Source organism: Streptomyces maremycinicus (assembly GCF_001184025.1).
GTDB classification, from domain to species: domain Bacteria; phylum Actinomycetota; class Actinomycetes; order Streptomycetales; family Streptomycetaceae; genus Streptomyces; species Streptomyces maremycinicus.
In genome coordinates, this window is the sequence record NZ_BBYG01000015.1 from 501,504 (window position 1) to 526,385 (window position 24,882).

At 72.1% G+C, this 24,882-nt stretch carries 29 protein-coding genes and 1 pseudogene; 10 read left to right on the top strand and 20 right to left on the bottom strand.

Annotated elements, in window-relative coordinates; all coding sequences use genetic code 11:
• Positions 1-102 precede the first annotated feature (102 nt).
• Positions 103-1,674 (top strand): apolipoprotein N-acyltransferase, encoded by a 1,572-nt coding sequence (gene lnt, locus AOQ37_RS23005; RefSeq protein ID WP_062646491.1) that lies wholly within the window; start codon positions 103-105, stop codon positions 1,672-1,674.
• Here lnt and AOQ37_RS23010 read toward each other — a convergent pair.
• Positions 1,592-2,503, bottom strand: coding sequence for a Gfo/Idh/MocA family protein (locus AOQ37_RS23010; RefSeq protein ID WP_062646492.1), 912 nt, complete (start codon positions 2,501-2,503; stop codon positions 1,592-1,594). The genes lnt and AOQ37_RS23010 overlap by 83 nt on opposite strands.
• Positions 2,504-2,662: 159 nt before the next feature.
• Between AOQ37_RS23010 and AOQ37_RS23015 the strand changes: the two genes are divergently transcribed.
• Together AOQ37_RS23015 and AOQ37_RS23020 are read left to right on the top strand one after the other, a co-directional pair.
• Positions 2,663-3,175 (top strand): DinB family protein, encoded by a 513-nt coding sequence (locus AOQ37_RS23015; protein WP_062646493.1) that lies wholly within the window; start codon positions 2,663-2,665, stop codon positions 3,173-3,175.
• A gap of 111 nt (positions 3,176-3,286) precedes the next feature.
• Positions 3,287-3,775 carry a hypothetical protein gene (locus tag AOQ37_RS23020; protein ID WP_062646591.1) on the top strand — a complete coding sequence of 163 codons (489 nt, stop codon included), beginning with the start codon at positions 3,287-3,289 and terminating at the stop codon, positions 3,773-3,775.
• A 284-nt stretch (positions 3,776-4,059) separates the two neighbouring features.
• Here the strand turns inward: AOQ37_RS23020 and AOQ37_RS23025 are convergent, their stop codons facing one another.
• The 7 genes from AOQ37_RS23025 to AOQ37_RS23055 all read right to left on the bottom strand — a co-directional run bounded on the left by AOQ37_RS23025 (position 4,060) and on the right by AOQ37_RS23055 (position 10,156).
• A complete protein-coding gene (locus tag AOQ37_RS23025) occupies positions 4,060-4,560 on the bottom strand; it encodes a tetratricopeptide repeat protein (RefSeq protein WP_062646494.1) in 501 nt (166 codons plus the stop codon).
• Positions 4,561-4,722: 162 nt separating this feature from the next.
• Positions 4,723-5,415: a uracil-DNA glycosylase gene (gene ung, locus AOQ37_RS23030; protein WP_062646495.1), complete on the bottom strand. Its 693-nt coding sequence runs from the start codon at positions 5,413-5,415 to the stop codon at positions 4,723-4,725.
• Positions 5,416-5,506: 91 nt separating this feature from the next.
• A complete protein-coding gene (locus AOQ37_RS23035; protein WP_062646496.1) occupies positions 5,507-7,090 on the bottom strand; it encodes an ABC transporter substrate-binding protein in 1,584 nt (527 codons plus the stop codon).
• Between the two features lie 204 nt (positions 7,091-7,294).
• Positions 7,295-8,056, bottom strand: coding sequence for an SDR family oxidoreductase (locus AOQ37_RS23040; protein ID WP_062646497.1), 762 nt, complete (start codon positions 8,054-8,056; stop codon positions 7,295-7,297).
• A 37-nt stretch (positions 8,057-8,093) separates the two neighbouring features.
• Entirely contained in the window at positions 8,094-8,855 is a 762-nt protein-coding gene (gene fabG / locus AOQ37_RS23045; RefSeq protein WP_062646498.1) for a 3-oxoacyl-ACP reductase FabG, read from the bottom strand.
• A 132-nt stretch (positions 8,856-8,987) separates the two neighbouring features.
• The gene (locus AOQ37_RS23050) at positions 8,988-9,404 is read right to left on the bottom strand and encodes a DUF3037 domain-containing protein (RefSeq protein ID WP_062646499.1); all 417 of its coding nucleotides are present in this window, start codon (positions 9,402-9,404) and stop codon (positions 8,988-8,990) included.
• Positions 9,401-10,156, bottom strand: coding sequence for a HipA family kinase (locus AOQ37_RS23055; RefSeq protein ID WP_062646500.1), 756 nt, complete (start codon positions 10,154-10,156; stop codon positions 9,401-9,403). The genes AOQ37_RS23050 and AOQ37_RS23055 overlap by 4 nt, the downstream gene beginning before the upstream one ends.
• 190 nt (positions 10,157-10,346) lie before the next feature.
• Here AOQ37_RS23055 and AOQ37_RS23060 point away from each other — a divergent pair, with 190 nt between their 5' ends.
• Positions 10,347-10,832 carry a Rieske (2Fe-2S) protein gene (locus AOQ37_RS23060; protein ID WP_062646501.1) on the top strand — a complete coding sequence of 162 codons (486 nt, stop codon included), beginning with the start codon at positions 10,347-10,349 and terminating at the stop codon, positions 10,830-10,832.
• Here the strand turns inward: AOQ37_RS23060 and AOQ37_RS23065 are convergent.
• A complete protein-coding gene (locus AOQ37_RS23065) occupies positions 10,819-11,466 on the bottom strand; it encodes a cysteine hydrolase family protein (RefSeq protein ID WP_062646502.1) in 648 nt (215 codons plus the stop codon). The two genes, AOQ37_RS23060 and AOQ37_RS23065, sit on opposite strands and share 14 nt — an antisense overlap.
• Before the next feature lie 132 nt (positions 11,467-11,598).
• Between AOQ37_RS23065 and AOQ37_RS23070 the strand changes: the two genes are divergently transcribed.
• On the top strand, positions 11,599-12,066 hold the full coding sequence (locus AOQ37_RS23070; RefSeq protein WP_062646503.1) for a pyridoxamine 5'-phosphate oxidase family protein: 468 nt from the start codon (positions 11,599-11,601) through the stop codon (positions 12,064-12,066).
• Between the two features lie 52 nt (positions 12,067-12,118).
• On the opposite strand, the gene AOQ37_RS23075 is transcribed toward AOQ37_RS23070, so the two are convergent.
• Positions 12,119-13,021, bottom strand: a complete 903-nt coding sequence (locus AOQ37_RS23075) for a LysR family transcriptional regulator (RefSeq protein ID WP_062646504.1) — start codon at positions 13,019-13,021, stop codon at positions 12,119-12,121.
• Between the two features lie 74 nt (positions 13,022-13,095).
• On the opposite strand from AOQ37_RS23075, the gene AOQ37_RS23080 reads away from it, so the two are divergent.
• Positions 13,096-14,031, top strand: coding sequence for a DMT family transporter (locus tag AOQ37_RS23080; protein WP_062646505.1), 936 nt, complete (start codon positions 13,096-13,098; stop codon positions 14,029-14,031).
• A 214-nt stretch (positions 14,032-14,245) separates the two neighbouring features.
• Here the strand turns inward: AOQ37_RS23080 and AOQ37_RS23085 are convergent, their stop codons facing one another.
• On the bottom strand, positions 14,246-15,577 hold the full coding sequence (locus AOQ37_RS23085; protein WP_062646592.1) for an aminotransferase class I/II-fold pyridoxal phosphate-dependent enzyme: 1,332 nt from the start codon (positions 15,575-15,577) through the stop codon (positions 14,246-14,248).
• 35 nt (positions 15,578-15,612) lie between these two features.
• Here AOQ37_RS23085 and AOQ37_RS23090 point away from each other — a divergent pair, with 35 nt between their 5' ends.
• Both AOQ37_RS23090 and AOQ37_RS23095 read left to right on the top strand, forming a co-directional pair.
• Positions 15,613-16,296, top strand: coding sequence for a pyridoxamine 5'-phosphate oxidase family protein (locus tag AOQ37_RS23090; RefSeq protein WP_062646506.1), 684 nt, complete (start codon positions 15,613-15,615; stop codon positions 16,294-16,296).
• Complete coding sequence (locus AOQ37_RS23095; RefSeq protein WP_062646507.1) at positions 16,296-16,928, top strand: FMN-binding negative transcriptional regulator; 633 nt, start codon at positions 16,296-16,298, stop codon at positions 16,926-16,928. Before AOQ37_RS23090 ends, AOQ37_RS23095 begins: the two co-directional genes overlap by 1 nt.
• Before the next feature lie 90 nt (positions 16,929-17,018).
• Here AOQ37_RS23095 and AOQ37_RS23100 read toward each other — a convergent pair.
• The 3 genes and pseudogenes from AOQ37_RS23100 to AOQ37_RS23110 form a co-directional block, all read right to left on the bottom strand.
• Positions 17,019-17,324: pseudogene (locus AOQ37_RS23100) on the bottom strand (EamA family transporter); the annotation flags it as partial.
• A gap of 157 nt (positions 17,325-17,481) precedes the next feature.
• Positions 17,482-18,486: an EamA family transporter gene (locus AOQ37_RS23105; protein ID WP_062646509.1), complete on the bottom strand. Its 1,005-nt coding sequence runs from the start codon at positions 18,484-18,486 to the stop codon at positions 17,482-17,484.
• A gap of 120 nt (positions 18,487-18,606) precedes the next feature.
• Complete coding sequence (locus tag AOQ37_RS23110) at positions 18,607-19,167, bottom strand: Clp protease N-terminal domain-containing protein (RefSeq protein WP_107085276.1); 561 nt, start codon at positions 19,165-19,167, stop codon at positions 18,607-18,609.
• 452 nt (positions 19,168-19,619) lie between these two features.
• On the opposite strand from AOQ37_RS23110, the gene AOQ37_RS23115 reads away from it, so the two are divergent.
• Entirely contained in the window at positions 19,620-20,048 is a 429-nt protein-coding gene (locus AOQ37_RS23115) for a type II toxin-antitoxin system Rv0910 family toxin (RefSeq protein WP_062646511.1), read from the top strand.
• A gap of 114 nt (positions 20,049-20,162) precedes the next feature.
• Here AOQ37_RS23115 and AOQ37_RS38950 read toward each other — a convergent pair whose 3' ends face one another.
• Positions 20,163-20,804 carry a PadR family transcriptional regulator gene (locus tag AOQ37_RS38950; protein WP_078890315.1) on the bottom strand — a complete coding sequence of 214 codons (642 nt, stop codon included), beginning with the start codon at positions 20,802-20,804 and terminating at the stop codon, positions 20,163-20,165.
• A gap of 120 nt (positions 20,805-20,924) precedes the next feature.
• Between AOQ37_RS38950 and AOQ37_RS23125 the strand changes: the two genes are divergently transcribed.
• Entirely contained in the window at positions 20,925-21,728 is an 804-nt protein-coding gene (locus tag AOQ37_RS23125) for an SDR family NAD(P)-dependent oxidoreductase (protein WP_062646513.1), read from the top strand.
• 138 nt (positions 21,729-21,866) lie between these two features.
• Here AOQ37_RS23125 and AOQ37_RS23130 read toward each other — a convergent pair whose 3' ends face one another.
• From AOQ37_RS23130 to AOQ37_RS23150, 5 genes are all read right to left on the bottom strand, one after another.
• Entirely contained in the window at positions 21,867-22,706 is an 840-nt protein-coding gene (locus AOQ37_RS23130; RefSeq protein WP_062646514.1) for a class II glutamine amidotransferase, read from the bottom strand.
• A gap of 47 nt (positions 22,707-22,753) precedes the next feature.
• Positions 22,754-23,188, bottom strand: a complete 435-nt coding sequence (locus AOQ37_RS23135; RefSeq protein WP_062646515.1) for a DUF7144 family membrane protein — start codon at positions 23,186-23,188, stop codon at positions 22,754-22,756.
• Between the two features lie 36 nt (positions 23,189-23,224).
• The gene (locus tag AOQ37_RS23140) at positions 23,225-23,653 is read right to left on the bottom strand and encodes an SHOCT domain-containing protein (protein WP_062646516.1); all 429 of its coding nucleotides are present in this window, start codon (positions 23,651-23,653) and stop codon (positions 23,225-23,227) included.
• A 107-nt stretch (positions 23,654-23,760) separates the two neighbouring features.
• Positions 23,761-24,447 (bottom strand): HdeD family acid-resistance protein, encoded by a 687-nt coding sequence (locus AOQ37_RS23145; protein ID WP_062646517.1) that lies wholly within the window; start codon positions 24,445-24,447, stop codon positions 23,761-23,763.
• Positions 24,448-24,489: 42 nt separating this feature from the next.
• Positions 24,490-24,687, bottom strand: a complete 198-nt coding sequence (locus tag AOQ37_RS23150; RefSeq protein WP_062646518.1) for a DUF8691 family protein — start codon at positions 24,685-24,687, stop codon at positions 24,490-24,492.
• Positions 24,688-24,882: the final 195 nt, after the last annotated feature.

A 24,882-nucleotide genomic window follows, 5' to 3' on the forward strand; every position in this document is an offset into this window, starting at 1 on the left:
CGATCGACGGCAGGCGCGGAGGAGGCGATCGTCACGCCCCCTGTCGGAGATCGTCGGCGGCGCGCACACTGAAGGCATCCCGAGCGGGTAGGGAGGTGCCGTATGAAGACGTTCGGACTCTGGGTCACCTCCCCCTGGCGGCGTACGGCCGTCGCCGTCGGCGCGGGCGCGCTGCCCGTGCTCGCGTTCCCCGCGCCGGCCCTGTGGTGGTGGGCCTTTCTCGCGCTCGTCCCGTGGATCCTGCTCGTCCGCTCGGCGCCGACGGACAGGCGGGCCGCGTACGACGGATGGAGCGGCGGGTTCGGTTTCATGCTGGCGATGCACCACTGGCTGCTGCCGAGCCTGCATGTGTTCACCCTGGTCATCGCCGCGCTGCTGGGCGCCCTGTGGGCTCCGTGGGCGTGGCTGGTCCGCCGGTTCCTGGCGGCGGACGTGATCCCGAGCCGCGGCCGGGTGTTCGCCGCGCTGCTGGTGCTGCCCTCGGGCTGGCTGGCGATCGAGCTCGTCCGCTCCTGGCAGGGGCTCGGCGGGCCGTGGGGCATGCTCGGCGCCAGTCAGTGGCAGGTGGAGCCCGCGTTGCGGCTCGCCTCCGTCGGCGGGGTGTGGCTGCTCAGCTTCCTGGTGGTGGCGGTCAACGTCGCGGCCGCCGTTCTGGTCAGCGTTCCGGGGTCCCGCTCCCCTGCCGTCGCCGGGCTCGTCGCCACCGCCGCCACGGCCTCGGCCGCCTGGATGTGGGCGCCGCGCCCCGACACCGGCGGACAGACCCGGATCGCCGTCGTGCAGCCGGGGGTGATCGACGGCCCCGACCGGCGCTTCGACCGTGAGGAGCAGCTGACCCGGCGGCTGATCGGGCAGGACGTCGATCTGATCGTCTGGGGCGAGAGCAGCGTCGGCTACGACCTCGACGACCGCCCGGACCTGGCCCGGCGTCTGGCGGAACTGTCCCGCGTCACGGGCGCCGACATCCTCGTCAACGTCGATGCCCGCCGATCCGACCGGCCCGGCATCTACAAGTCCTCGATGCTCATCGGGGCCGCGGGCCCGACCGGCGACCGGTACGACAAGATGCGGCTGGTGCCGTTCGGCGAGTACATACCGGCCCGTTCCCTGCTCGGCTGGGCCACCTCCGTCGGCAAGGCCGCCGGGGAGGACCGGCGGCGCGGCACCGAGCAGGTCGTGATGAACGCCGGGCACGGGCTGCGGATCGGGCCGATGGTGTGCTTCGAGACCGCGTTCCCCGACATGAGCCGGCACCTGGCCGCGGACGGCGCGGACGTGCTGGTCGCGCAGTCGTCGACCTCGTCCTTCCAGCACAGCTGGGCGCCCGCGCAGCACGCCTCGCTGGGCGCGCTGCGCGCCGCGGAGACCGGGCGGCCGTTCGTCCACTCCACCCTGACCGGCGTCTCGGCCGTGTACGACGCGAGTGGCCGGCGTGTGGGCTCGTGGCTGGGCACGGACGCGAGCGCGACAGCCGTCTACGACGTCCCGCTCGCCGACGGTGTCACCCCGTACGTCCGCTACGGCGACTGGCCGGTCCACGGCGCCCTGCTGGTGCTGCTGGCCCTCGCCCTCACGGAGGGCGCGCGGACGGTCAGGACGCGGAGGACTGCTCCCGCACCGCTCGTACCACCCGCTCGCACAGCTCATGAGTCGCCAGCGCGTCCCGGGCGCTGAGCACCTTGCCGGCGCGCACCGCGTCGAGGAAGGCCAGGACGGCCTGCTCGATGCCGCGCTGCCGGGCCACCGGCACCCAGTCCCCGCGCCGCCGCACGGTCGGCTGCCCCTTGTGATCGATGACCTCGGCGAGGTTGACGACCTGGCGCTTGGTGTCCTGTCCGGACACCTCGAGGATCTCCTCGTTGGAGCCGCTGAGCCGGTTCATCACGCCGAGCGCGGTGAAGCCGGGCCCGGCGAGCTGGAGGACGACGTGGTGCAGCAGGCCGTTCTCGACGCGGGCGCGCACGGTGACGTCGTCGACCGGGCCCGGCACCAGGAAGCGCAGGGTGTCGACGACGTGGATGAAGTCGTCGAGGATCATCGTGCGCGGTTCCTCGGGCAGGCCGACCCGGTTCTTCTGCATCAGGATCAGCTCGCGCGGGTGGTCGGCGCACTGGGCGTAGCCGGGCGCGAGGCGCCGGTTGAAGCCGACGGCGAGGGACACGTCCCGTGCCTCCGCGAGCGTGACCAGCCGCTCCGAGTCGGCGAGTTCGTAGGCGAGGGGCTTGTCCACGTACGTGGGGACGCCCGCCTCCAGCAGCCGGGAGACGATCTCGGGGTGGGCCGCGGTGGGCGCGTGCACGAACGCGGCGTCGAGGCCGGTGGCGAGGAGCGCGTCGAGGTCGTGGTGGCGCCGCTCCCGGGGCAGGTGCAGGCCGTCGGCGACCCGGTCGAGGGTGGCCGGTGTGCGGGTCTGGAGGTGGAGTTCGACCCCGGGCAGCGCGCCGAGCACCGGCAGGTACGCCTTCCGCGCGATGTCGCCGAGTCCGATGCAGCCGACCTTCACGGGCGCTCCCTCGCTAGCTGTACTGCCGCCCGGCCCACCGCCCGGCCTGTCCGAACGGCAGCATACGGGGCCCTTCCCCGGGCGCCGCCCGCCGGTCCTCGACGGGTGCGGACCGAAAACCCGTGGTGGCGGCGGCCGGCCCCCGGTCACCATGTCGACATGACGACGCAGCGCACCGCACCCGCCCAGAACGCCGACGAACGCGCGATGCTGGAGGGTTGGCTGGACCATCACCGGCAGACGCTGGCGTGGAAGTGCGAGGGACTGACCGACGCCCAGTTGCGCACCGCCTCGGTGCCACCGTCCGAGCTGTCCCTGATGGGTCTGGTGCGGCACATGGCGGACGTCGAGCGCGGCTGGTTCCGCAGGGTCCTCGTGGGCGAGGACGCGGGCCCGATCCACCGGAGCGACGGGGACCAAGACGGCGCCTTCCGACCCACCGAGCGGGACACCTGGGCGGAGGCCTTCGCCACCTGGCAGTCCGAGATCGAGGTCGCCCGGCGGCACGCGGCGGGCTTCGCCCTGGCCGAGCTGTCGCGCGGCCGGAGCAGGTTCACCGACGAGCCGTACAGCCTGCGCTGGATCTACACCCACATGATCGAGGAGTACGCCCGGCACAACGGCCACGCCGACCTGATCCGGGAACGCATCGACGGTTTCACCGGCGAGTGACGTCAGCGCGGGCGCGGCCGGTCCCTCGTACGGGGTACGGGATCACCCGTGCGGGGCAACCTCCGCCGCTCCGCTGTTGCCCGGGTGGGCGCAACCACCAGAGTGGCGCGGGTGCAGCGAACGACGACTACCGCAACGCTCCTGGTCACCGTGGCCGTCTCGGCCCTCGCGGGATGCGTGACCGTCCAGCACCCGGCCGCGCCCGGGCCCGTCCCGGCGCCGTCACAGCCGTCCGTGCCGCGGCCGGAGGGCCGGACCGAGGTGCAGGTCGTGCAGGCGCCGGTCCGTGAGGCGCTGGAGATGGTCGGGCCCTCCCGGAAGCCGGGACCGGCCGCGCCGTCCACGCCGGCGCAGCGGCGGCGGACCGGCGCGCCGGCCGGGTCCGGTGGCTCGGGGCCGGCGCCCGCGCCGCGTTCCCGTCCGCACGGGCGGCCGGCCCACCCGGAGGCCCGGCGGCACACCCCGCCGCGCGTCGAGATCCCGGACGTGGCGGAGGAGGTGCGCAGGAACACCGATGTGTGCGCGCTCGGCAGGACGTACGGCGGATGGCAGGGCGACAGCCCGGAGGCGGCGATCTGCGAGCAGGCCTACGGGCGGTGAGGGTGCGGTAGCCGTGGAGCTCGGGGCTCGGGTGCCGTGGTCGCCGGGGTTCAGGCGCCGTGATCGTCGGGTTCGGATGCCTTGACCGCCGGAGTTCAGGCGCCGTGATCGTCGGGCTCAGGTTCCGCGGTCGTCGAGGTTCAGGTTCCGTGGTCGTCGGGCTCAGGTTCCGCGGTCGTCGGGAGAGCGTTCGCCGGGGCGGCCGTGACGCGCCACTGCGGTCGCCCCGGCCGGCGCTGCTCGGGGCGGCCGCCCCGTCTGTCACGTCATGCGCCCCGCCGGTCTCACCACTCCCGCTTCAGCGGGCCCCGCCCGTCCCATCCGCCGTCGTCCTCGCCGTCCCCCAGGCTCCGTTCCATCCGGCTGATCGCCGCCCGTACGCCGTCCCCGTAGCTGTCGTCCCTCAGTGCCACGGCAGCCGTACGGGCCCTGCGCACATGGGTACGGGCTGCCTCGGCGCGGCCGAGTTTGGCGTAGTCCGCCGCCAGGTTGAGGTGCAGGGACGGGTAGAGGGCGCGCACCTCGGCCGAGCCGCGGTGCTCCTCCGCCGCCGTGAGCGCCCGCAGGTCCCACGCCAGCTCGTCGCAGGGGTCGTCGTGGGTGTCGGCCAGGTAGTGGGCGAGGGTGCAGCGGTGCAGCGGGGCGCCGTCCTCGCCGAGTTCCGTCCACAGGTCGAGGAGCCGGCGCCTTGCCTCCTCGCGGTCTCCCCCGTGGTGCAGCATCACGACCTGCCCGATCCGCGTCAGCAGGGCGTCCGGCACCGTCTGCCCCTGTCGCTCCGCCACCTCGGCCTCCTTGCGTCGTTGCGACGACGCTAGCCGCAGGCCCGGGCAATCCCGGTCAGGCGGCACCGTGCCGGTCCGCGGAGGAACCGGCCCGGCGGCAGGCGCGCGCCTCGCGGTCGCCCCGGGCCGCGTCGGGGGCGCGTCGGAGCGGGGCGCTTCGGGTCAGGCCTGGTCGGCCAGGTTCGGGATCGTCCAGTCGATCGGCTCGTGGCCCTGCCGGGCGACCGCCTCGTTGATCTGCGTGAACGGCCGGGAACCGAAGAACTTCTTCGCCGACAGCGGCGAGGGGTGGGCGCCCTTGACCACGATGTGCCGGCTCTCGTCGATGAGCGGGAGCTTCTTCTGCGCGTAGTTGCCCCACAGGACGAAGACGGCCGGGTCGGGCCGGTCGGCCACCGCGCGGATCACCGCGTCCGTGAACTTCTCCCAGCCCTTGCCCTTGTGCGAGTTCGCCTCACCGGAACGGACCGTGAGGACCGCGTTGAGCAGCAGCACGCCCTGCCGGGCCCATGGCATCAGGTAGCCGTTGTCCGGGATCGGCGTGTCCAGCTCCGCGTGCATCTCCTTGTAGATGTTGCGCAGGGACGGCGGGATCTTCACCCCAGGCCGCACCGAGAAGCACAGACCGTGCCCCTGCCCCTCGCCGTGGTACGGGTCCTGGCCGAGGACGAGCACCTTCACCCGCTCGTACGGCGTGGCGTCGAGCGCGGCGAAGACCTCCTCGCGCGGGGGATAGACGGGACCCGCCGCGCGCTCCTCCTCGACGAACTCCGTCAGCTCCTTGAAGTAGGGCTGCTGGAGTTCGTCGCCCAGAATCCCGCGCCAGGACTCGGGCAGCATGGCGATGTCGGTCACGTCAACGTCCTTGTGTCGTGCGGTCACTTGCAGAGCACAGAACCTACAGGCGACCACTGACAACCGGCGCCGCGGACCGGTCGCCGACCGCCTACCAGCTGGTCTTCCGCGTCAGCTCCCACACCATCATGATCGTCGAGGGGTCCAGGGACCGCTCGCCGCCGGAGACGTCCTCGGACGAGGCGAGGTACTGCTTGCCCTGCCACAGCGGGAGCAGCCGGGCGTCGTCGACGAGGATCTGCTGGGCCTCCTCGAAGTCCTTCACCACGTTGGCCCGGTCGCTCTCGCCACGGGAGCGGGGCAGCAGGACCTGGGTGATCTCCTTCGCCGGGTAGGGCGTGCCGAGGGCGTTCTGGTCGCCGACGAAGGGGGCGATGAAGTTGTCCGCGTCGGGGAAGTCCGGGGCCCAGCCGCGCCCGAAGACCGGGTACTCGCCCTTCTGGTAGCCCACGACGTAGGTGTTCCAGGGGCGGCTCTTCAGCGTGACCGAGAACAGGCCCGAGGCTTCGAGCTGCCGCTTGATCTCCTTGAACTCGAGAGCGGTGTCGGAGCCGTAGCGGTCGGTGGTGTACCAGAGGGTGAGCGGGACGGTCTCGGTGATCCCCGCCTCGGTGAGGATCTTGCGGGCCTTGGACTTGTCCGGGTCGCCGAAGGAGTCGAAGAAGCCGGTGGTGTGGCCGGTCAGGCCGGACGGGACCATGGAGTACAACGGCTCGACCGTGTCCTTGTAGACCTCGTGGGCGATGGCCGCCCGGTCCACGACCTGGGCCACGGCCCGGCGCACGGCGACCTTCTCGGACCACGGGTCCTTGGGGTTGAACACCAGGTAGTTGATGTTGCTGCCGGCGCCCTCGATGAGCTGGAGGCCCTCGTTGGCGGCGGTCTTGCCGTCGAGGTCGACGATGTCGTCGGCGGCGAGGCCCTGGTACGTGATGTCGATGTCGCCGCCGCGCAGGGCCTTGACCATCTCGCCGGAGTCCTGGAAGTAGCGGATCGTCACCGCGTTGTTCTTGCGGTCGGCGAAGCCCTTGTAGTTGTCGTTGCGCACCAGGACGGACTGCTTGCCCTGCTCGTAGGACTGGAGGCGGTACGGGCCGGAGCCGACGATGCCGTCCTCCTTGCGCAGGGCCTTCGCGGAGTAGTCGTCGGGGTTGACCAGGGACATGCCCGGGGTGGCGAGCACGAACGGGAAGGTGGCGTCGGGCTTGTTGAGCCGGAACAGCACCTGCCGCTCGCCCTTGGTCTCCACGCTGTCGAGGCTGCCCAGGAGTCCGTTCGGACCGGTGTCCGCGTTGATCGTCCGGATGCGGTCGATCGAGTACTTCACGGCCTTCGCGTCCAGCGTGTCACCGTTGGAGAACTTGAGGCCCTCGCGCAGGTCGCACTTGTAGGTGCGGTTCGAACTGTCCGTGAACTCACAGGACTCGGCGGCGTCCGGCTGGGGGCTCGTCGCTCCGTTGGGGTAGTTCAGCAACGTCTGGTAGACGTTGCGGAACAGCTCCCAGGAGCCGTCCCAGGCGGCGGCGGGGTCGAGCGTGCTGGGAGCACTGGTGGTGCCCACGACGATCGGTCCGGCATCGTCGGAGCTCTCCTCTCCCAGGAGGCTGCATCCGGCCACCAGGGATATGGACACGATCGCCGCCATCTGCTGCAAGGATCGGTTCCGGTTGAACACGCGCACGCTCCTCGATCTGCCATGCCAAGGGTTGGCAGACCATACCGCAGCCCCAGGCGCCGTGAACCCACGCCCTTGAAGCATTCTTGATCACTTTTGGGTGACTACGTTGTCATCGACCGTGACGGCGCCCGAACGACGCCACGGGCGCCGTTTCCGTCAGGAAACGGCGCCCGTGGAGGTCGAATTCCGGCCAGGCCGTGATCAGCCCACGCCGGCGTTGAGGAAGATCCCGCCGTCGACGACGAGCGTCTGGCCGGTGATCCAGTCCGACTGTGCCGAGGTCAGGAACGCGGCGGTGCCACCGATGTCGGAGGGCACGCCGAGCCGGGCGAGCGGGTAGGCGGCGGCCGCCTCCGCCTCGCGGCCCTCGTACAGGGCCTCGGCGAACTTCGTCTTCACCACGGCCGGGGCGATCGCGTTGACCCGCACGCGCGGCGCGAACTCGTGCGCCAGCTGCTGGGTCAGGTTGATCATCGCGGCCTTGCTGACGCCGTAAGCGCCGATGAAGGGCGAGGCGGAGAGTCCCGCGACGGAGGCGATGTTGACGATCGCGCCGCCGTTGTCCTTCTGCCAGGCGTGCCAGGTCCGCTGCGCGAAGCCGAGCGCGGAGACCACGTTCGTCTCGAAGACCTTGCGGGCCACGTCCAGGTCGAGGTCGGCGATCGGCCCGAACACCGGGTTCGTACCGGCGTTGTTGACCAGGAAGTCGACCCGGCCGAAGGCCTCCATGGTGCGCTCGACGGCGGTGGCCTGGTGTGCCAGGTCGTGCGCCTTGCCGGCGACGCCGATGACCCGGTCGGCGCCGAGCTGCTCGACGGCCTCCTTGAGCGCGTCCTCGTTGCGGCCGGTGATGCAGACCCGGTCGCCACGGGCGACGAGCGCCTCGGCGACGCCGTAGCCGATGCCGCGGCTGGCGCCCGTGACGAGGGCGACCTTGCCGGAGAGTGCGGGCAGTTCAGTCATGTGATCCCCAGTGCTTCCTAGTGCTCCCTGGTGGCCTTTAGTCGAGCGGTCCGCCGGCGACGTACAGCACCTGCCCGGAGACGAAGCCGGCGGCCTCGTTCGTGAAGAAGGCGATCGCGTTGGCGATGTCGTCGGGCTCACCGACGCGCGCGACGGGGATCTGGGTGGCGGCCGCGGCCTTGAACTCCTCGAAGCCCATGCCGACCCGGGCGGCGGTCGCGGCGGTCATGTCGGTGGCGATGAAGCCGGGGGCGACGGCGTTGGCGGTGATGCCGAACTTGCCGAGCTCGATGGCGAGGGTCTTGGTGAAGCCCTGGAGACCGGCCTTGGCGGCGGAGTAGTTGGCCTGACCGCGGTTGCCGAGCGCCGAGGAGGACGACAGGTTGACGACCCGGCCGAAGCCCGCGTCGACCATGTGCTTCTGGACGGCCTTGGTCATCAGGAAGGAGCCGCGCAGGTGCACGCCGAGGACGGTGTCCCAGTCGGCGACGCTCATCTTGAACAGCAGGTTGTCGCGGAGCACGCCCGCGTTGTTGACGAGGATCGTCGGCGCGCCCAGCTCCTCGACGATGCGTGCGACCGCCGCCTCGACCTGGGCCTCGTCGGAGACGTCGGCGCCGACGGCGAGGGCCTTGCCGCCCGCCGCGGTGATCTTCTCGACCGTGTCCTTGCAGGCGGCCTCGTCGAGGTCGACGACCGCGACCGCCCGGCCCTCCGCGGCCAGCCGTACGGCGGTGGCGGCTCCGATGCCGCGCGCCGCGCCCGTGACCACGGCGACCCGCTGCTCAGTGGTGGACATTGCTGGTTCTCCTCGCCCTTGAGAAAATCTGGATGCGCCCGAGTGGTGAGCGACCGCTTAGTACCTTCGGCAGACGTGACGCTAGAAGCCCTGGCACCCGGTGTCAACGCCACACGGCGCGGGTGTGATCCATTACCTCACCAGCAGTTCCAGCAGCCGCTCGGTCTCGGCGGCGGGATCGGTGGTGAGCCCGGTGTGGACGGGGCCCGGCTGGACGATCGTCGAGCGGGGCGCGATCAGCCAGCGGAAGCGACGTCCGGCGTCGTCGTGCGCCGCCTGTCCCGCCGACGCGCCACCGGCGCACACGCCCTCCACCGCCCGCAGCGCGGCCCGCACCCCGGCCACGTCCGCTTCCGGGTCCAGCGCCAGCAGTTTCGCCTCGTCGAGGTGGGTGCGGGCACCGACGTAGTCCTGGCCGCGGCAGTACACCAGCACGCCCGCGTTGACACACTCGCCGCGCTCGACGCGCGGTACGACGCGCAGCAGGGCGTACTCGAAGACGTCCCGGTCGCCGCCCTGACCCGGCCGGATGATGTGGCGCTCGTTCACTTGGTCCCCTTGATGCGGTCGTGGATGACGGCGGCCCGGGCGAGCAGCGGGGCCGCGTAGGCCCGGCGGAGCGCGTCCGGGGTGTCGAAACCGGGCTCGTCCGCCAGCCAGACGTCGGGGATCTCGGCGGTCACCTCGGCGAGGAGGTCGGCGGTGATCAGCGGCGCCAGTTCCGCCGCGGCGGCCGCGACGTCCGGCCCGAACCGGGCGAGGGCGTGGTCGCCGGCGTCGTAGGGGCGGGCCGCGGAGGTCTCGGCGGTGGGCCAGTTGTGCTGCCAGATCATGGTCGCGCCATGGTCGATCATCCAGAGGTCGCCGCGGTGGACCAGCAGGTTGGGGTTGCGCCAGGACCGGTCGACGTTGTTCACGAGCGCGTCGAACCAGACGATCCGGCCCGCCTCCTCGGCGCTCACCGGGAAGGCGAGCGGATCGAAGCCGAGGGCTCCGGAGAGGAAGTCCATGCCGAGGTTGGTGCCGCCGCTGGACTTCAGCAACTCCTGTACCTGCTGGTCGGGTTCGCCGAGTCCCAGCACGATGTCCAGCCGCACGGTCACCAGGCGGGGCACCCGGAGGCCGAGCCTGCGGGCGAGTTCACCGCAGACCACCTCGGCGACGAGCGTCTTGCGGCCCTGTCCGGCGCCGGTGAACTTCATGACGTACAGACCGAAGTCGTCGGCCTCGACGAGTCCCGGCAGGGAGCCGCCCTCACGCAGGGGGGTGACGAAGCGGGTCGCGGTGACTTCCTTGAGCATCGCCCCAGGCTACTGGGCCTGGCACGATGCGCGGCCGACAGCTCCGCGACAGCTCTGGCTTACGCCGCACTCATCTCGAACGGGTCAAGATCTCGACACTGTCCGGACTTGGCGGGGGTGCTGAACGACCGGCGCCCGCGGCTCGTACCTCTCGGCAGATCCACGCACCCCCTCGAAGGGAACCTCCAGCATGACCAGCGCATCGATCAAGTCCGCGTCGGGGCCCGCCCGCCGCACCGTCGTGGCAGCCGCCGGAGCCGCGGGGCTCGCCGTGGCGCTGACCGCGTGCGGAGGTTCCGACGACGACTCGTCGAGCTCCTCCGCCTCGGCCGGCACGTCGGAGGCCGCGAGCACGGGCGGCACCGGGGGCGGGGACAACGCCGCGGCCGGTTCCGCGCTGACCACGACCGCCGACATCCCCGAGGGCGGCGGCAAGGTGTTCGCCTCCGAGAAGGTGGTCGTCACCCAGCCGACGGCGGGCACGTACAAGGCGTTCTCCGCCGTCTGCACCCACCAGGGCTGCGCGGTGAAGAGCATCAGTGACGGCGTGATCAACTGCCCCTGTCACAACAGCAACTTCTCGATCACGGACGGCAGTGTGAAGAGCGGCCCCGCGCAGAAGCCGCTGCCCGAGGTGTCGATCACCGTCAGCGGGGACTCGATCACGCTGGCCTGACGGCGGGCCGCCGCAGACACGCCAGTACCTCGTCGGTGGTCGCGACCGTGGCGACCAGTGCGAGGGTGTGGCGGATCATCGCGGGGGTGTAGTCGGCGGGCACCCCGGCGATGGCGTCCGACGGCACGACGGCCGTGTAACCGCGGTTGACGGCGTCGAAGACGGTGTTCGGGATCGCCACGTTCGCCGAGACTCCGGTCACGACCAGCGTGCGGCAGCCCAGGTTGCGCAGCAGGGCGTCGACGTCGGTGCCCTGGACCGGCGACAGTCCGTGCAGCCGCCGGACCACGAGGTCCTGTTCGGCCACCTCGATCGGGGGCGCCGGGCGGGTCGCGTCGGTGCCGGCCAGCTGCTGGACGGGCAGCCGTTCGGCCGCGCGGAACAGCCGCGCGTTGCGGTTGGCGCCCAGGCCGTCGGGGCGGCGCTCGGCGACGGCGTGCACGACCTGGACGCGGCTCGCGTGAGCGGCGTCGACGAGCCGGGCGACGTTGGCGAGTGCCCCCGACTCCCGTGCCTCACGGGCGAGTTCGGGCAGCGCGGCATCGGGCCCGACGACGCCCCGCTGGCACTCGACCGTGATCAGCACGGTGCTCGCCGGGTCGAGGAGGGCGCTGAGCTGTTCGTACGTCGGCATGACTCCTCCTGGCGTCGGTCTGCGGCGGGCGACGGTAGCCGCCATTGCGCGCAGAAGGAAGAACACCCATGCTTTCCTGACGGATTTTCAGGAGAGCGGCACGTCCACACAAGAAAAGAATGAGGGGGCCGGATGACCGTCACGCAGCGCCGGGGCCGGAAGATCATGATGTCGCCGGGTGAACTGGACGCGTTCCTCACCCTCCAGCGCACCTGCCGGGTCGCGACCGTGTCCACCGACGGCGCCCCGCACGTCAGCGCCCTGTGGTTCCTCTGGGACGGCACGGCGTTGTGGCTGTACTCGGTCGTGCGCAGCAAGCGCTGGGCGGACCTGAAGCGCGATCCCCGGGTCGCGATCGTGATCGACACGGGCGAGGAGTACGACGCACTGCGGGGCGTCGAGCTGTCCGGCGCCGTGGAGTTCGTGGGCGAGAGCCCGCGCACCGGCGAGCTGTGCGCCGAACTCGACGCCGTGGAGACGCTGTTCGCCCGCAAGAACTTCGGCCTGGACGCGATGCCGCACGACGGGCGGCACGCGTGGGTGCGGCTGAAGCCGACGAAGATCGTCTCCTGGGACTTCCGCAAGCTGGGCGGTCTGTAGGACCGTTCGGCCCACGGCCCGCCCCCGGTTCGGCGCACCGCCCGCCCGCGGTTCAGCCCACGGCCCGCCCCGCCGCCTTGAGCGCCGCGACCGCCGCCCGGATCGACGGGCGGCGGTCGGCGTCCGCCCGCCAGAGCACATACACATGCCGGCGCACCCGCTGCCGCAGGGGAACCGTCACCACGCCCTCCGGCACCGGGTGCCGTCCGAGCAGGGGCGCGATGCACACGCCCAGTCCGGCGGCCACCAGACCGAGCTGGGTGTGCGTCTCGGCCGCCCGGTGGCCGACGATCGGCTCGACGCCCCGGGAGCGCAGCGTGAACATCAGCCACTCGTGACAGAACTCGCCCTCGCCCCAGGTGATCCACTCGTCCTCGGCGAACTCCGCCAGATCGACCTCGTCCCGGCCCGCGAGGGGGTGCGCGGTCGGCATCGCGACATCGGCGGGATCATCCAGGATGGGCGCCTTGACCAGGCCGTCGGGCACCGGCATCGGCTTGTTGTACCAGTCCAGGACGACGGCGAGATCGAGGTCGCCGCGGACCACGCCCGCGACCCCGCGCTCCGGTTCCAGTTCGCACGAGCGCAGGCGCAGCCCCGGGTGCGCCTTGCGCAGCTCGGCGAGCGCGACGGGGAAGAGCCCGCGGGCCGCGGTCGGGAAGGCGGAGAGCCGCAGCTCCCCCACCACCTGTCCGCGCTGGGCCTCCAGATCGGACTGGGCGAGCTCGACCTGCGACAGGATCCGGGACGCGTGGTCGGCGAGCAGCCGCCCCGCGTCGGTGAGCCGCACCCCTCTGCCCTGCTTGGCGAGGAGCCGCTGCCCGACCTCCCGTTCCAGCTTGGCCATCTGCTGCGAGACGGCCGAGGTGGTGATGTGCAGACCCAGGGCGGCGCCGCTGACCGATCCGTGCCGGGCCAGGGCGTCCAGGGTGCGCAGGCGCTCCAGGTTCAACATGTAAGCGATGCTACGAGGTATCGCTCGAATATTCTCGATTGTGTGAGGAGACGACGTACAGCATCGTTACGCTCATGACTGCTGTCACCGCCCCCGCCCGGACCTCGCCCCCGCCCGCCGCCACCCGCCCGCGCCGCACCCTCGACTGGCGGCTGCGCTTCGGCGTGCTGTCGTCGATCTGGGGCTTCAGCTTCCTGCTGATCAAGGTGGGCACCGACGGCTACGCGCCCTTCCAGGTCACTTTGGGCAGGCTGCTGTTCGGCACGGCGGTGCTGGCGGTCGCGATGGTCGTGAAGCGCGAGCGGCTGCCGCTCGGGGCCCGCACCTGGGCGCATCTGACGGTGGCGGCGTTCCTCCTCAACGCCCTGCCCTTCTCCCTGTTCGCCTACGCCGAGCTGACGATCCCCTCCACCCTGGCCGGGATCTGCAACGCCACCTCGCCGCTGTGGGGCATGGCCCTGTCCCTGGTGGCGCTGTCGGAGGACCGGCCGACCCGGCTGCGCGTCGCGGGACTGGGCCTCGGTTTCCTGGGCGTCCTGACGGTGCTCGGTGCCTGGCAGGGCTTCCACGGCCTGGACGCCCGGGGCACGGCCCTGGCCCTGCTGGCCTCGCTCAGCTATCCGATCGGCTGGATCTACCTCCGCCGCACGCTGGCGGACACCGGCTCCTCGGCCCTGTCGATGACCGGAGCGCAGCTGGCGCTCGCCACACTCCAACTGGCCGTCGTCACCCCGCTGTTCACGACCTTCCCGAGCCGTTTCCCGCTGGTCCCGCTGCTCGCGACGGCCGCCCTGGGCGCGCTCGGCACGGGTCTCGCCCTGCTGATCCAGTACGGCCTGGTCGCGGAGGTCGGCCCCACGACCGCCCAGATGGTCACCTACTTCATCCCGGTCATCGCGACGGCGGCGGGCGTCGCGATCCTCGGCGAGTCCCTGAGCTGGTCGACCCCGGTAGGCGCGGCAATAGTCCTGGCAGGAGCAGCCCTGACCCAGGCCCGCCGCAGACCCTGAACCGGGGGCGCACGCAGACCCTGAGCGGGGGGGCGCCGGAGACCCTGAGCCGGGGCCGCGCTGCGCGGCCGGCGCAGGGTGCGTCGCGTGGTGGCCAGTCACCTGCCCGGCACAGGATGCGTCGTGTGGTGGCCGGTCCGCCCACCCGGCGCGGGGTGCCGGCGCCCGAGGGACCGGCGTCCGCCACGTCGCGTCCGGTCGGCGGCCGCGCGTCTCAGACGTACCCCCGCGCTCCCCCCACCCGTACCGCCGCGGCGACCGCGTCCGCCAGGGGGTCGGTCTCCTCCCGGCCGAGGGTCGACACCGTGATCCGGATTCCCGGTGGCGCCTCGATCCGGAAGCGGGCCCCGGGCGCGACGGCCCAGCCCGCCTGGAGCAGCCGGGCGACGGCGCCCGTCTCGTCCGGCACGGGGATCCACACGTTCATCCCGCTGCGCCCCCGCGCCTCGACCCCCCGCTCGGCCAGCGCCGCGATCAGCGCGTTCCGCCGGCTTCCGTACGCCTCGGCCACCGCCCGCGCGTCCACCGCCCCGTCGGCCCACAGCCGCAGCACCGCCCGCTGGGTGATCAGGCTGACCCACCCGGGTCCGAGCCGCTGCCGCCCGCGCACCCGGTCGAGGGTGACCTCGTCCCCCGTGAGCACGGCGAACCGCAGGTCGGGCCCGTACGCCTTGGCCACCGAGCGCACGAACGCCCAGTGCCGGGTGACGCCCGCGAGGGGGTGCAGCGGGAGGTCGACGATCCCGTGGCCGTGGTCGTCCTCGACGAGCACGGTCCGCGGGTGTGCCCGCAGCACGGCACGCAGGGCACGCGCGCGTGCGGCACTCACCGCAGCGCCGGTCGGGTTCTGCGCCCGGTCGGTGACGATGAGGGCGCGCGCCCCGGCCTCCAGGGCGCGACGCACCTGCTCGGGCAGCGGGCCGTCGTCGTCGACGCCGACGGGGACCGGGCGCAGCCCGAGCGCCGGGACGAGGTCGAGCAGGGAGCCCCAGCCGGGATCCTCGACGGCCACGGTGTCGCCCGGCCGCAGATGCGCGGCGAGGACGCGTTCGATCGCGTCGAGCGAGCCGGAGGCGACGGCCACGGGTCCGGCCGGCACGCCGTCCTCGTCGAGTCCGGCCCGCGCGAGCCGCGCCAGTCCGGGCTCGAGCGGAGCGTGTCCGTACAGCACCGGCTCACGGTCGCCCTGCTCGGCGGCCCACGCGAAGGCCGGCGCCAGCGGGGGCAGCAGCGCGGTGTCCGGGTTGCCCGCGGCCGCGTCCCGCACCCCCTCCGACACCTCGACCCGGAGGAACTCGCGCCCGGTCGTGGCGGGCTTCGACCGCACCCGACTGCCCCGCCGGCCGTCGGTCTCGATCACCCCACGCTCCCGCAGGGTGCGGTACGCGGCCGCGACGGTGTTCGGGTTCACCCCCAACTCGGTCGCCAACTCCCGCATGGGCGGCAGCAGTTGACCGGGACCCAGCGCACCCGCCCCCACCGCCGCCTCGATGCTCGCGGAAATCTCCGCTGCGCGTCGGCCTTTGATCGGATATTCTCCTAGCACAAAGACCATTATGCACTAGTACAATGGAGAACGCCATGCAGGGGACCCCGGAGACGACCACGCGGCCCGCCGCCTACACCCCGACCGACCGCACGATCCCCACCCGGTCCGCGGAGAGGGCCTCGTACGACAGGGACGCCGTGCACGCGATACTCGACGAGGGCTACGTCTGCCACCTCGGTTTCGTCCGCGACGGCGTGCCGGTCGTGCTGCCGACCCTGTACGGCAGGGTCGGCGAGACGCTCTACGTCCACGGCTCCACGGGCTCGCGTCCGCTGCGGATGACGGGACAGGCGGACCCGGGACTGCCGGTGTGCCTGACGGTGACGCATGTCGACGGCCTGGTGCTGGCCCGCTCCGCCTTCCACCACTCGATCAACTACCGCTCGGTCGTGGTGCACGGCATCGCGTACGACGTGACGGACCCGCAGGAGAAGCGCGACGCGCTCGACGCCCTCGTCGACCATGTCGTGCCGGGCCGGGCCGCCGACTCGCGCCCCGCCAACAAGAAGGAGCTGGCGGCGACCGCGGTGATCCGCCTCGACCTGAACGAGGTCTCGGCCAAGACCCGCACCGGCGGGGTGAACGACGAACCGGAAGACCTCGCCCTCCCCCACTGGGCCGGCGTGCTCCCGCTGCGCAAGGGCTACGGCGCGCCCCTCCCGGAGGCCGACCTCGCCCCCGGCACCGCGCTCCCCGACTACCTCGCGGTGCCGTGATGCTCATCCACCCCTGGGACGCTCCCCACGACGACGCCGAATGGCGCGACTGGCTGTCCGGCCACGACTTCGGCCAGCTCGCGGTCAACGGCCCGGCGGGCGAGCCCCCGTTCGTCCAGCCCCTGCACTTCGCCTACGACCCCGACGCGGGCGAGGCCCTCACCCATCTGGCCCGCCCCAACCCGCTGTGGCCCGCCCTGGAGGCGGACCCGACCGTGATCCTGAGCGTGGTCGACGACTACGTGTTCGTCCCCGGCCCCTGGCAGGCGGCGCCGGGTGCCCCCGCCGAGCACGGCACCCCGACGAGCTTCTACGCGGCGGTGCAACTGCGCTGCACGGCGCACCTCGTGGACGATCCGACCGCCAAGGCCGAGCTGCTGGAACGCCAGATGGGGCACTTCCAGCCCGAGGGCGGCTCGGCCCGGCCCGCGGTCGGCGAGGCGCCGTACGGCCGACTGCTGTCCGGCATCCGTGGCGTCCGGCTGGAAGTGACCGGCGTACGGGCGAAGTTCAAGTACGCGGCGCACCGGCCGAGCGAGACCCAGGACCGGATCGCGGCCGGTCTGGCCGCCCGAGGCGGCCCACGCGACGCGGCGGCCGGCGCGCACCTGTCCCGGCGGCGCAGCGCATGACGGCGCGAGGTGCCCCACGGGACGGCGAGGTGCCCCACGGGACGGCGCGGGGCGCGGCGGGCAGTCGGCCCCACGCCCGCCCGCATCCCGTCAGGCCGGTGCCCCGGCGGTCCGTTCCTCCCCTGACTTCCGCGCCTCCCCTGACTTCCGCGCCTCCCCTGCCTCCCCGGGCTCCCGTGACCGCCGTCCGTCGGCGAGGGCCAGGCCGGTGACCGAAGCCGGCATCAGCAGAGTCCCCGCGAGGGGCGTCACCCGGAGTTGTTCGCCGAGGACGGCGACCGCCGACACCGCCGTGCTCACCGGTGCGAGGAGCATGATCACGGAGACGGTGGCGAAGGGCACGACGGCCGCGCCCGCGAAGTAGACGGCGTAGGCGAGGGCCGCGGGGGCAGCGGCCCTCGGACTTCATCCGCGGGCGGAACCGTCGACCCCGGCACCGTCGCCCCCGGCACCGTCGACCCCGGCAGCGGATACCGGGCGTGGTTCACGGGAGGGCCCGCCTCAGGAGGCCGACGGCGGCAGAACGCGTGCGTGCCAAGACAAGATCGACCCCCTAGGCGGCGGTTCCGCGGGCCGACAGCTCCCTTTCGGGGCTGCCGCCGGCCACCGGCTCCGGGGCGCCCTTGGCCGGCGCGGACGACTGCGCGATGAAGGCGCCCAGGAGCACCACCGCCCCGCCCACGATCTGCGGCGCCGACAGGTGTTCGCCGAGCAGCACCCATGCCAGGACCGTCGCGATGACCGCCTCCAGACAGGCCACGACGCCCGCGACCTGGGGAGAGAGCCGGCGCACGGAGACCACACCGGTGACGTACGCGATCACCGTCGCGATGAGCACGATCCAGCCGAGCAGCAGCCAGGCGGGGACCTCGGTGCCGTTCATACCGGCGGTGTGCGCGAGCACGGACCAGTCCATGCTCCAGGGGCGGGAGACGGCGGTCAGGACGACGGCGCCCACGAGCAGACCGTAGGCGATGACGCCCAGCGGATCGGGGGCCTGGTCCCCGGAGTCGCTGCCCTGGTCGGACAGGACGAAGTAGCCGACCTGGCAGCAGGCGGCCGCGAGCGCCAGCATCAGTCCGAGGACGTCGAAACTCAGCCCGGACCAGACCTCGACGACACAGGCCAGCCCGCCCACCGCGAGGACCACGCCGAGCGCGGCGGCGCGGGTCACCGGACGCCGCTGCACGAACTGCACCCAGCCGAGCACCAGCGCGGGCGCGAGGTACTCGACGAGCAGTGCCACGCCGACCGGGATACGGGAGATCGCGGCGAAGTAGAAGGCCTGGACGCCCGCCACGCCCAGCAGCCCGAATCCGGCGAGCAGGGCCGGGCGGGTGCGCAGCAGGGCGCGGTGCCGTACGGCGAGCGGCAGCATCACCAGGGCCGCGCCGGTCACCCGCAGCCACACCACATGCAGCGGATCGAGGCCCGCTTCGATCAGCGGTTTGGCCGCGACCCCGGATCCGCCGAAGGCGATGGCCGACCCGATCGCCAGACCGAGCCCGATGCCCCTTCCGCGCTTGCCCTCACTGCTCACAGACGTATGCACGGGCACATGATGACAGGCGATGACATGAGCGTCATCCCCGTTGACACCTGTCTCATCGGGTGGACTGCCCGGAACCGCCGACAAGGGCGCCGGAGCGGGCTCGGCAGACGGGCGCTTCGGGCAGGCTCAGCAGGCGCCCTCGGCACCTCCGGCGCGGGCCCGGAGGTCCCGCGGACCGTCCTCGATCCGGGCGCGCAGCCCCTGGACGTCGACGGCGGCACGGGTCAGCACCTCGACGGCCCGCGCCTGCGGGTCGGCGACGATCGCCGCGAGCAGGTCGACACCGCGGGCGGGCGCTCCGTCGCGCAGGGCGGCCCGCACGCACGCCTGCTCCAGGGCGGCCGCGGCCAGCGGGGAGAGGCCCTCGACGGCCGTCACGACGGGCAGGGTCCCGGAGTCCTCGACTCCGCTCTGCCAGCGCAGGCCGTAGCCGATGCTGCGCTGGACGAGGTAGCCGAGCAGCCGGGCGAGCTGGGGTCCGCCGTCGAAGGCGGCGCGTACCTGCGGGTCCTGTTCCAGGAGCGAGTGCAGCAGGTGGGCGGTGTCGATCTGCCGGTCCCCGTCCCGCACCGCCCTGCGGCGGGCGGCGGCGAGCGCCGCCGCGGGCTCGGCGGCGAGCCTGGGGTCGTCGTCCGTGCCGTGCGCCACCGGGTTCTGAGGCGACTGCCGGGAAGTACGGGATTGCACCATCCCACCCCATCAGTGCCCGCGGATGCGGTCATCCCCGGGGAGGAGCATCTTCGCGTCCCACACAGAGCTGACCCCTGCCGTCGGAATCTCCTCCCTACGGAGGAGATCAGGCCGTTCGGCCTCCGGGGCGCGCGCCGACTTGCCACACGCCCCCTTCACGGCCGGGCCGCCCCCGATCCGCCCGCGCCGAACGTCTCAGCGCTCTCCGCACCTCCGTCGCGTCACCCCCGTCGCACCTGCGCCTCCGCACCTCCGTCGCGCCACTCCGTCGCACCCGCGCCTCCGCACCTCCGATGTCTCACCCCCGTCGCACCTCCGTCTCCGCACCCTCCCCTCCGCACCTCCTTCTCCACACTTCCTGACGGTTCGTCAGTATTGAATGTTCGAGGTCCTGGAGTTACGTTCCGCGACACCGCAGCCCGAGTTGCCCGACACGAAGAGGTGGTCGCATGGCCGAAGTCAGCGCGGAGGCACGCATCCAGGCACCGGCCGAGAAGGTGTGGGCCCAGCTCACCGACTGGCCGGCGTACGGGGAGTGGAACGCGACCCACACCAACTTCCCGAAGGGCGGCCCGGAGACCCTCGAAGTGGGCGCGACCTTCCAGGAGAACATGAAGCTCATGGGCTTCCCGGCCGAGGTCGAGTGGACCGTGACGGAGCTGGAGCCCGCCCGGGTGCTCGAAATCCGCGGGAAGGGTCCGATGGCGGTGTCCGTCGCCACCCGCTACACCCTGACCCCCGAGGGAGACGCCACGACGGTCCGCATCGACGGCGAGTTCACGGGCGCGGCCGTGTCCCTGATGGCGGGCAGGCTCAAGGACTCGGGGACGGCCGCACTGGCCGAGTCACTGCGCAAGCTGGCCGGACTGGTCGCCTGACCGGGCGGCCCGGCCCGACCCGGCGGACCGATCACCCGTTCCGGCGCGGCGCCCGGCACACGAAGGCGCCCCGCGGATGACTCCACGGGGCGCCTCGACATCGCCGTACGGCGATCAGTCCTCGTCGGCGAGGATCAGGTACAGCTTCTTGCGGGCGTCGTTGATGACCGTGAGCGCCTTCTCGCGCTGCTCCTTGCTGCCGGTCTTCCACACCTGCCCGAAGGCCTCCATCAGACCGAATCCGGCCTGGCGGATCTCACTGAGAGCCTCCCAGTCGACCCCGCGCGAGGCCTCCTCCCAGGGAGCCTCCGGGCCCTCCTCGGCGGCCGTGCGACCTTCCTCGGTGAGCGAGAACAGCTTCTTGCCGCCGTCGCTCTCACTGCTGATCAGGCCCTCGTCCTCCAGCAGCTGGAGGGTGGGGTACACCGAGCCCGGACTGGGCTTCCACGCCCCGCCACTGCGCTCGGCGATCTCCTGGATCATCTCGTAGCCGTGCATCGGCCGGTCCTTGAGCAGGGCCAGGATCGAGGCCCGTACGTCACCGCGCCGCGCCCTCCCCCTCGGCCCGCCACGCCCTCGTCCGCCCCAGGGACCACCGAAGCCCGGCCCGAAGCCGGGACCGCCGGGGCCGAATCCCGGACCACCGGGGCCACCCGGACCGAAGGGCCCGAAAGCCGCCCGCCGTCCGTCGAAGCCGCCGCGGCCACGCCGGGGGCCGTCCTGTCCATGTCCACGCTCGAATCCGTGGGTACGCATCGCAAACCACTCCTTCATTCCATCGTTGATCTGTCGCGATGCGTCAACGATATATCGGAACAGTTCGCTTGGCAAGGACCCTGGACGTCCGGGGCGCGGCCGGCGTTCTAGGGTGCGGACATGACACCCAGCAGCTCCTCGCACGGCACCCCGGCCACCTACCTCTCCGAACTGTTCTCGCTGGAAGGCCGGGTCGCCCTGGTGACCGGCGGCAGTTCCGGCATCGGCCGGGCCATCGCCGGCGCTCTCGCCCGGGCGGGGGCGGCCGTGGTGATCGTGGCGCGCAAGGAGGCGGAACTGGCCGCCACGGTCGACGAGCTGACGGCGGACGGCTGCCGGGCCGCCTGGGTGAGCGCCGACCTGAGCACCCGTGACGGGGTGCGCGCCGCCGCGGAACAGGCGGCCGGCGTGTACGGCGAACCCGACATCCTCGTCAACTGCGCCGGGATCAACCTGCGGCCGCCGATGGGCGAGCTGGGCGAGGACGTGTGGGACGCCACGATGGCGGTGAACCTGGAGGCGCCCTATCTGCTGGGCCTGCGGTTCGGACCCGGCATGGCCGAGCGCGGCTTCGGCCGGATCATCCACATCAGTTCCCAGCAGGCGCACCGCGCGTTCGTCCAGAGCGGCGCCTACGGCGTCTCCAAGGGGGCCCTGGAGTCGCTGGCCCGCTCACAGGCCGAGGCGTGGTCACCGTACGGCGTCACCTGCAACACGCTGGTGCCCGGCTTCGTGCTGACCCCGCTCAACGCACGGCTTCAGTCCGACCCGGAGAAGGTCACGGCGCTGGCCGCGCGCACGATGGTCGGGCGCAACGGCCTGGCCGAGGACTTCGCCGGAGCGGCCGTGTTCCTGGCCGGCCGCTCCTCCGGCTATGTGACGGGCCAGTCGCTCTTCGTCGACGGCGGCTTCTCCGTCCACTGACCGCCCACGGCTCCTCCGTACGCCGACGGCCGCGGCTCCTCCGTACGCCGACGGCCGCGGCCTCTCCGTACGCCGACGACCAGCGGCCATCCGATGCACCGACGTCGCCGGTGCACGGATGGCCGCTGGTCGTCGGGGCTAGGCCGCCTGCGGGACGAAGTGGACGATGTCGTCCCCGCCCGGCTGCACCACGCCGTACGTGCTCTCGGGGACCTTGTTCCAGGCGCCGGGCAGATCGCCCAGGGGCTCGGACACGATGAGCCGGGTCTCGTCCGAGACCTCGCGCAGGAACGCCATGTCGGGGTGGAGCGAGCGGAGCGTGTCCACGGCGGTGCTGTAGAACAGCGAGCGCGAGTCTCCCTGGGTGGAGTAGCGGAAGGCCCACAGCCGTTCCCCGTCGGTCACGGCCACCGTCATCTGGACCGGGTACTCCACCCCGTGTGCGCGTCCGGTGCGTTCCACCAGGCCGACCATCCGCGCGACGGCGCCCGGCGGATCCTCTTCCAGGCCGAGGGTGAGGGCCAGGTAGAACATCATCTCGGAGTCCGTCGACCCCTCGATGTCGAGGAAGAGCTGCGGGTCGACGGAGAGGGCGAGATCCCGGCGCATCCGGTGGAAGTCGGCGATCGCTCCGTTGTGCATCCACATCCAGCGCCCGTGCCGGAACGGATGGGAGTTGGTCTGCTGCACCGCGGTGCCCGTCGAGGCCCTGATGTGCGCGAAGAACAGCGGTGAGCGCACATGACCGGCGATCTCCCGCAGATTGCGGTTGCTCCACGCCGGGCCGATCTCCCGGACCACCGCGGGGGTCCCGACGTCCGTCTCGGGTCCGTACCAGCCGACGCCGAAGCCGTCACCGTTGGTGGTCTCCACGCCCATCTTGGAGTGCAGACTCTGGTCGATCAGCGAGTGCGTCGGCCGGTAGAGAATCGTTTCGAGCAGGACAGGGGTTCCCGAGTAGGCGAGCCAACGGCACATCGTCTACCGCCTTCCTGGTGTGCTGCGGACGGGACGGCCCCACCCGGTCAGTCCGCGGACCTGTCCGGCTGCACCACGCACAGGGCCCAGATGACGAACCCGGAGAAGGCGATCATCACGACGGACCAGACCGGGTAGTACGGCAGGGAGAGGAAGTTGGCGATGACGATCAGCCCGGCGATGGCCACGCCGGCGACCCGTGCCCACGTCGCCGTACGGAACAGTCCGAGACTGACGAGCACCGCGACCGCGCCCAGGACGAGGTGGATCCAGCCCCAGCCGGTGAGGTCGAACGCGAAGACGTAGTTGCGGGTGGAGAGGAAGACGTCGTCCTCGGCGATCCCCATGATGCCCCGGAAGATGTCGAGCACTCCGGCGAGCATCAGCGTGACGGCGGCGAAGACCATCAGGCCTTCCGCCCATTGCTGTCGGGCCGAGTGCCGCTTGGCCGACGGCGCGTGAGTGGGGTGTGTCGCTGTCATCCCGAAGCCTCGATTCGGTTTCTCGTTCCGGCGTGCTCAGTGGCGGGAGCCGCTCAGCACCATCTGCTTGGCCCTGTTGAACTCCTCCTCCGTGATGTCACCCCGGGCACGGATCTCGGAGAGCTTGGCGAGTTCGTCGACGCTGCTCGTGGGTGCCGATCCCTTGGCGGTCTCGCGGACGTAGCTGTCGAAGGCCTGCTGCTGCTCCCGCGCCTGCTTGATCTCCCTGCGGCCCATGTTCTTGCCCCGCGCGATCACGTAGACGAAGACGCCCAGGAAGGGCAGCACGATGCAGAACACGAGCCAACCGGCCTTGGCCCAGCCACTGAGCTCGTCGTCCCGGAAGATGTCCACGACGATCCGGAACAGCAGGACGAACCACATGATCCACAGGAAGAACACCAGCATCGTCCAGAAGGCGCTCAGCAGCGGATAGTCGTACGCGAGGTACATGTCCCCACTCATCTCTTCCTCCGTTCCGGGCCGGGGCCCGATGCCGTGGATGGCGTATTCAGAGTGCGCGCGGCGAGGTCGCGCCGTCCTCACCCGAGGCGGGTGAGAGCACCGGCCTCTCAGACGGTCCCCGCGGGAGCCCCCGGCCCCGCCGCCCGCGCCCGGCGCAGCGCGGACCGCCAGGCGAAGGCGACCGCGGCCTCGACCAGGCCGAGCAGGACGAGCCACAGGCCGAGCAGCCTGGTCAGCGCCCTGGCGGACTCGGTGGGCAGGGCGAGCACCACGATCCCCGCGACGATGGCGAGCACGGCGGCGCCGAGCACGACTCCCCGGTGGGGCAGGTCCTTGGTGGCGAGCGCCGTGTGGAGGGTGAGGATGCCCGACACCAGCCACAGGACCCCGACGATGAGCGAGAGGGTCGCGATGGTCTGGAGCGGGTTCCTCAGGCACAGCACGCCGGCGACGACGTACAGCACCGCCAGCAGCAGCCCGGTGAGGCGCTCCCCGTGGTCCTCCCTGGCGAAGGCCGCGACGAACCGGAACCCTCCGGTCACCAGCAGGTACAGGCCGATCAGGACCGCGAGGACGTGCAGGGTCTCGTCCGGCCAGACCAGGATCAGGATGCCCGGCACGAGCGTGGCGACCGCCGAGCCCAGGATCCACGTCCAGGACCGCCCGAGCACGGCCAGCGCAGCGGCGGGATCCGCGCCCAGCGGCCCCGGTACCGTCCCGCCGGACGGCCGGTCACGGCCGCCGAACGGGTCGTCGGGTCCTGTGTGCGGTGCGGGACCAGGCGAAACGCTCATGACTCCTCCTCGTGCCGGCCGGCGACGACGCACCCCGGCACATCACTCCGGCAGTTGACGCATCTCCAGGACCCGCAGCCCCAGTGACTGGCAGCGGGCCAGCAGCCCGTACAGGTGCGCCTCGTCGACGACGTACCCGAACAGGACGGTCTGACCGGACATGACCACATGGTCCAGTTCGGGGAAGACCCTGGTCAGCGCCTCCGACAGATGTCCGTCGACGCGGATCTCGTAGCGCATGAGCTGCTCTCCCGGGATGGCCTGGGACTGGCGGACTGCGCACTCACTCTGCGATCCTCCGGCCGGTCGGGCCGGGTGGCCTCACCCCTTGCAGGTGATACCTGGACGATTCACGTCCCGCCGGTGCGTCACGGGCTGGCCCGGGGAGTCCCGGGCCCGCGAGTCCCGGGCCCGCCGAGTGCGTCACGGTCCCGG

What these genes read in the sequence shown, in the direction of transcription:
- AOQ37_RS38950 (WP_078890315.1), bottom strand. Translation starts at nt 20,804, where the DNA reads ATGCGTACCCACGGATTCGAGCGTGGACATGGACAGGACGGCCCCCGG.
- AOQ37_RS23065 (WP_062646502.1), bottom strand. Translation starts at nt 11,466, where the DNA reads ATGCCGACGTACGAACAGCTCAGCGCCCTCCTCGACCCGGCGAGCACC.
- AOQ37_RS23070 (WP_062646503.1), top strand. Translation starts at nt 11,599, where the DNA reads ATGACCGTCACGCAGCGCCGGGGCCGGAAGATCATGATGTCGCCGGGT.
- AOQ37_RS23015 (WP_062646493.1), top strand. Translation starts at nt 2,663, where the DNA reads ATGACGACGCAGCGCACCGCACCCGCCCAGAACGCCGACGAACGCGCG.
- AOQ37_RS23115 (WP_062646511.1), top strand. Translation starts at nt 19,620, where the DNA reads ATGGCCGAAGTCAGCGCGGAGGCACGCATCCAGGCACCGGCCGAGAAG.
- fabG (WP_062646498.1), bottom strand. Translation starts at nt 8,855, where the DNA reads ATGTCCACCACTGAGCAGCGGGTCGCCGTGGTCACGGGCGCGGCGCGC.
- AOQ37_RS23055 (WP_062646500.1), bottom strand. Translation starts at nt 10,156, where the DNA reads ATGCTCAAGGAAGTCACCGCGACCCGCTTCGTCACCCCCCTGCGTGAG.
- AOQ37_RS23125 (WP_062646513.1), top strand. Translation starts at nt 20,925, where the DNA reads ATGACACCCAGCAGCTCCTCGCACGGCACCCCGGCCACCTACCTCTCC.
- AOQ37_RS23040 (WP_062646497.1), bottom strand. Translation starts at nt 8,056, where the DNA reads ATGACTGAACTGCCCGCACTCTCCGGCAAGGTCGCCCTCGTCACGGGC.
- AOQ37_RS23150 (WP_062646518.1), bottom strand. Translation starts at nt 24,687, where the DNA reads ATGCGCTACGAGATCCGCGTCGACGGACATCTGTCGGAGGCGCTGACC.
- AOQ37_RS23135 (WP_062646515.1), bottom strand. Translation starts at nt 23,188, where the DNA reads ATGACAGCGACACACCCCACTCACGCGCCGTCGGCCAAGCGGCACTCG.
- AOQ37_RS23090 (WP_062646506.1), top strand. Translation starts at nt 15,613, where the DNA reads ATGCAGGGGACCCCGGAGACGACCACGCGGCCCGCCGCCTACACCCCG.
- AOQ37_RS23140 (WP_062646516.1), bottom strand. Translation starts at nt 23,653, where the DNA reads ATGAGTGGGGACATGTACCTCGCGTACGACTATCCGCTGCTGAGCGCC.
- lnt (WP_062646491.1), top strand. Translation starts at nt 103, where the DNA reads ATGAAGACGTTCGGACTCTGGGTCACCTCCCCCTGGCGGCGTACGGCC.
- AOQ37_RS23080 (WP_062646505.1), top strand. Translation starts at nt 13,096, where the DNA reads ATGACTGCTGTCACCGCCCCCGCCCGGACCTCGCCCCCGCCCGCCGCC.
- AOQ37_RS23130 (WP_062646514.1), bottom strand. Translation starts at nt 22,706, where the DNA reads ATGTGCCGTTGGCTCGCCTACTCGGGAACCCCTGTCCTGCTCGAAACG.
- AOQ37_RS23145 (WP_062646517.1), bottom strand. Translation starts at nt 24,447, where the DNA reads ATGAGCGTTTCGCCTGGTCCCGCACCGCACACAGGACCCGACGACCCG.
- AOQ37_RS23075 (WP_062646504.1), bottom strand. Translation starts at nt 13,021, where the DNA reads ATGTTGAACCTGGAGCGCCTGCGCACCCTGGACGCCCTGGCCCGGCAC.
- AOQ37_RS23060 (WP_062646501.1), top strand. Translation starts at nt 10,347, where the DNA reads ATGACCAGCGCATCGATCAAGTCCGCGTCGGGGCCCGCCCGCCGCACC.
- AOQ37_RS23095 (WP_062646507.1), top strand. Translation starts at nt 16,296, where the DNA reads ATGCTCATCCACCCCTGGGACGCTCCCCACGACGACGCCGAATGGCGC.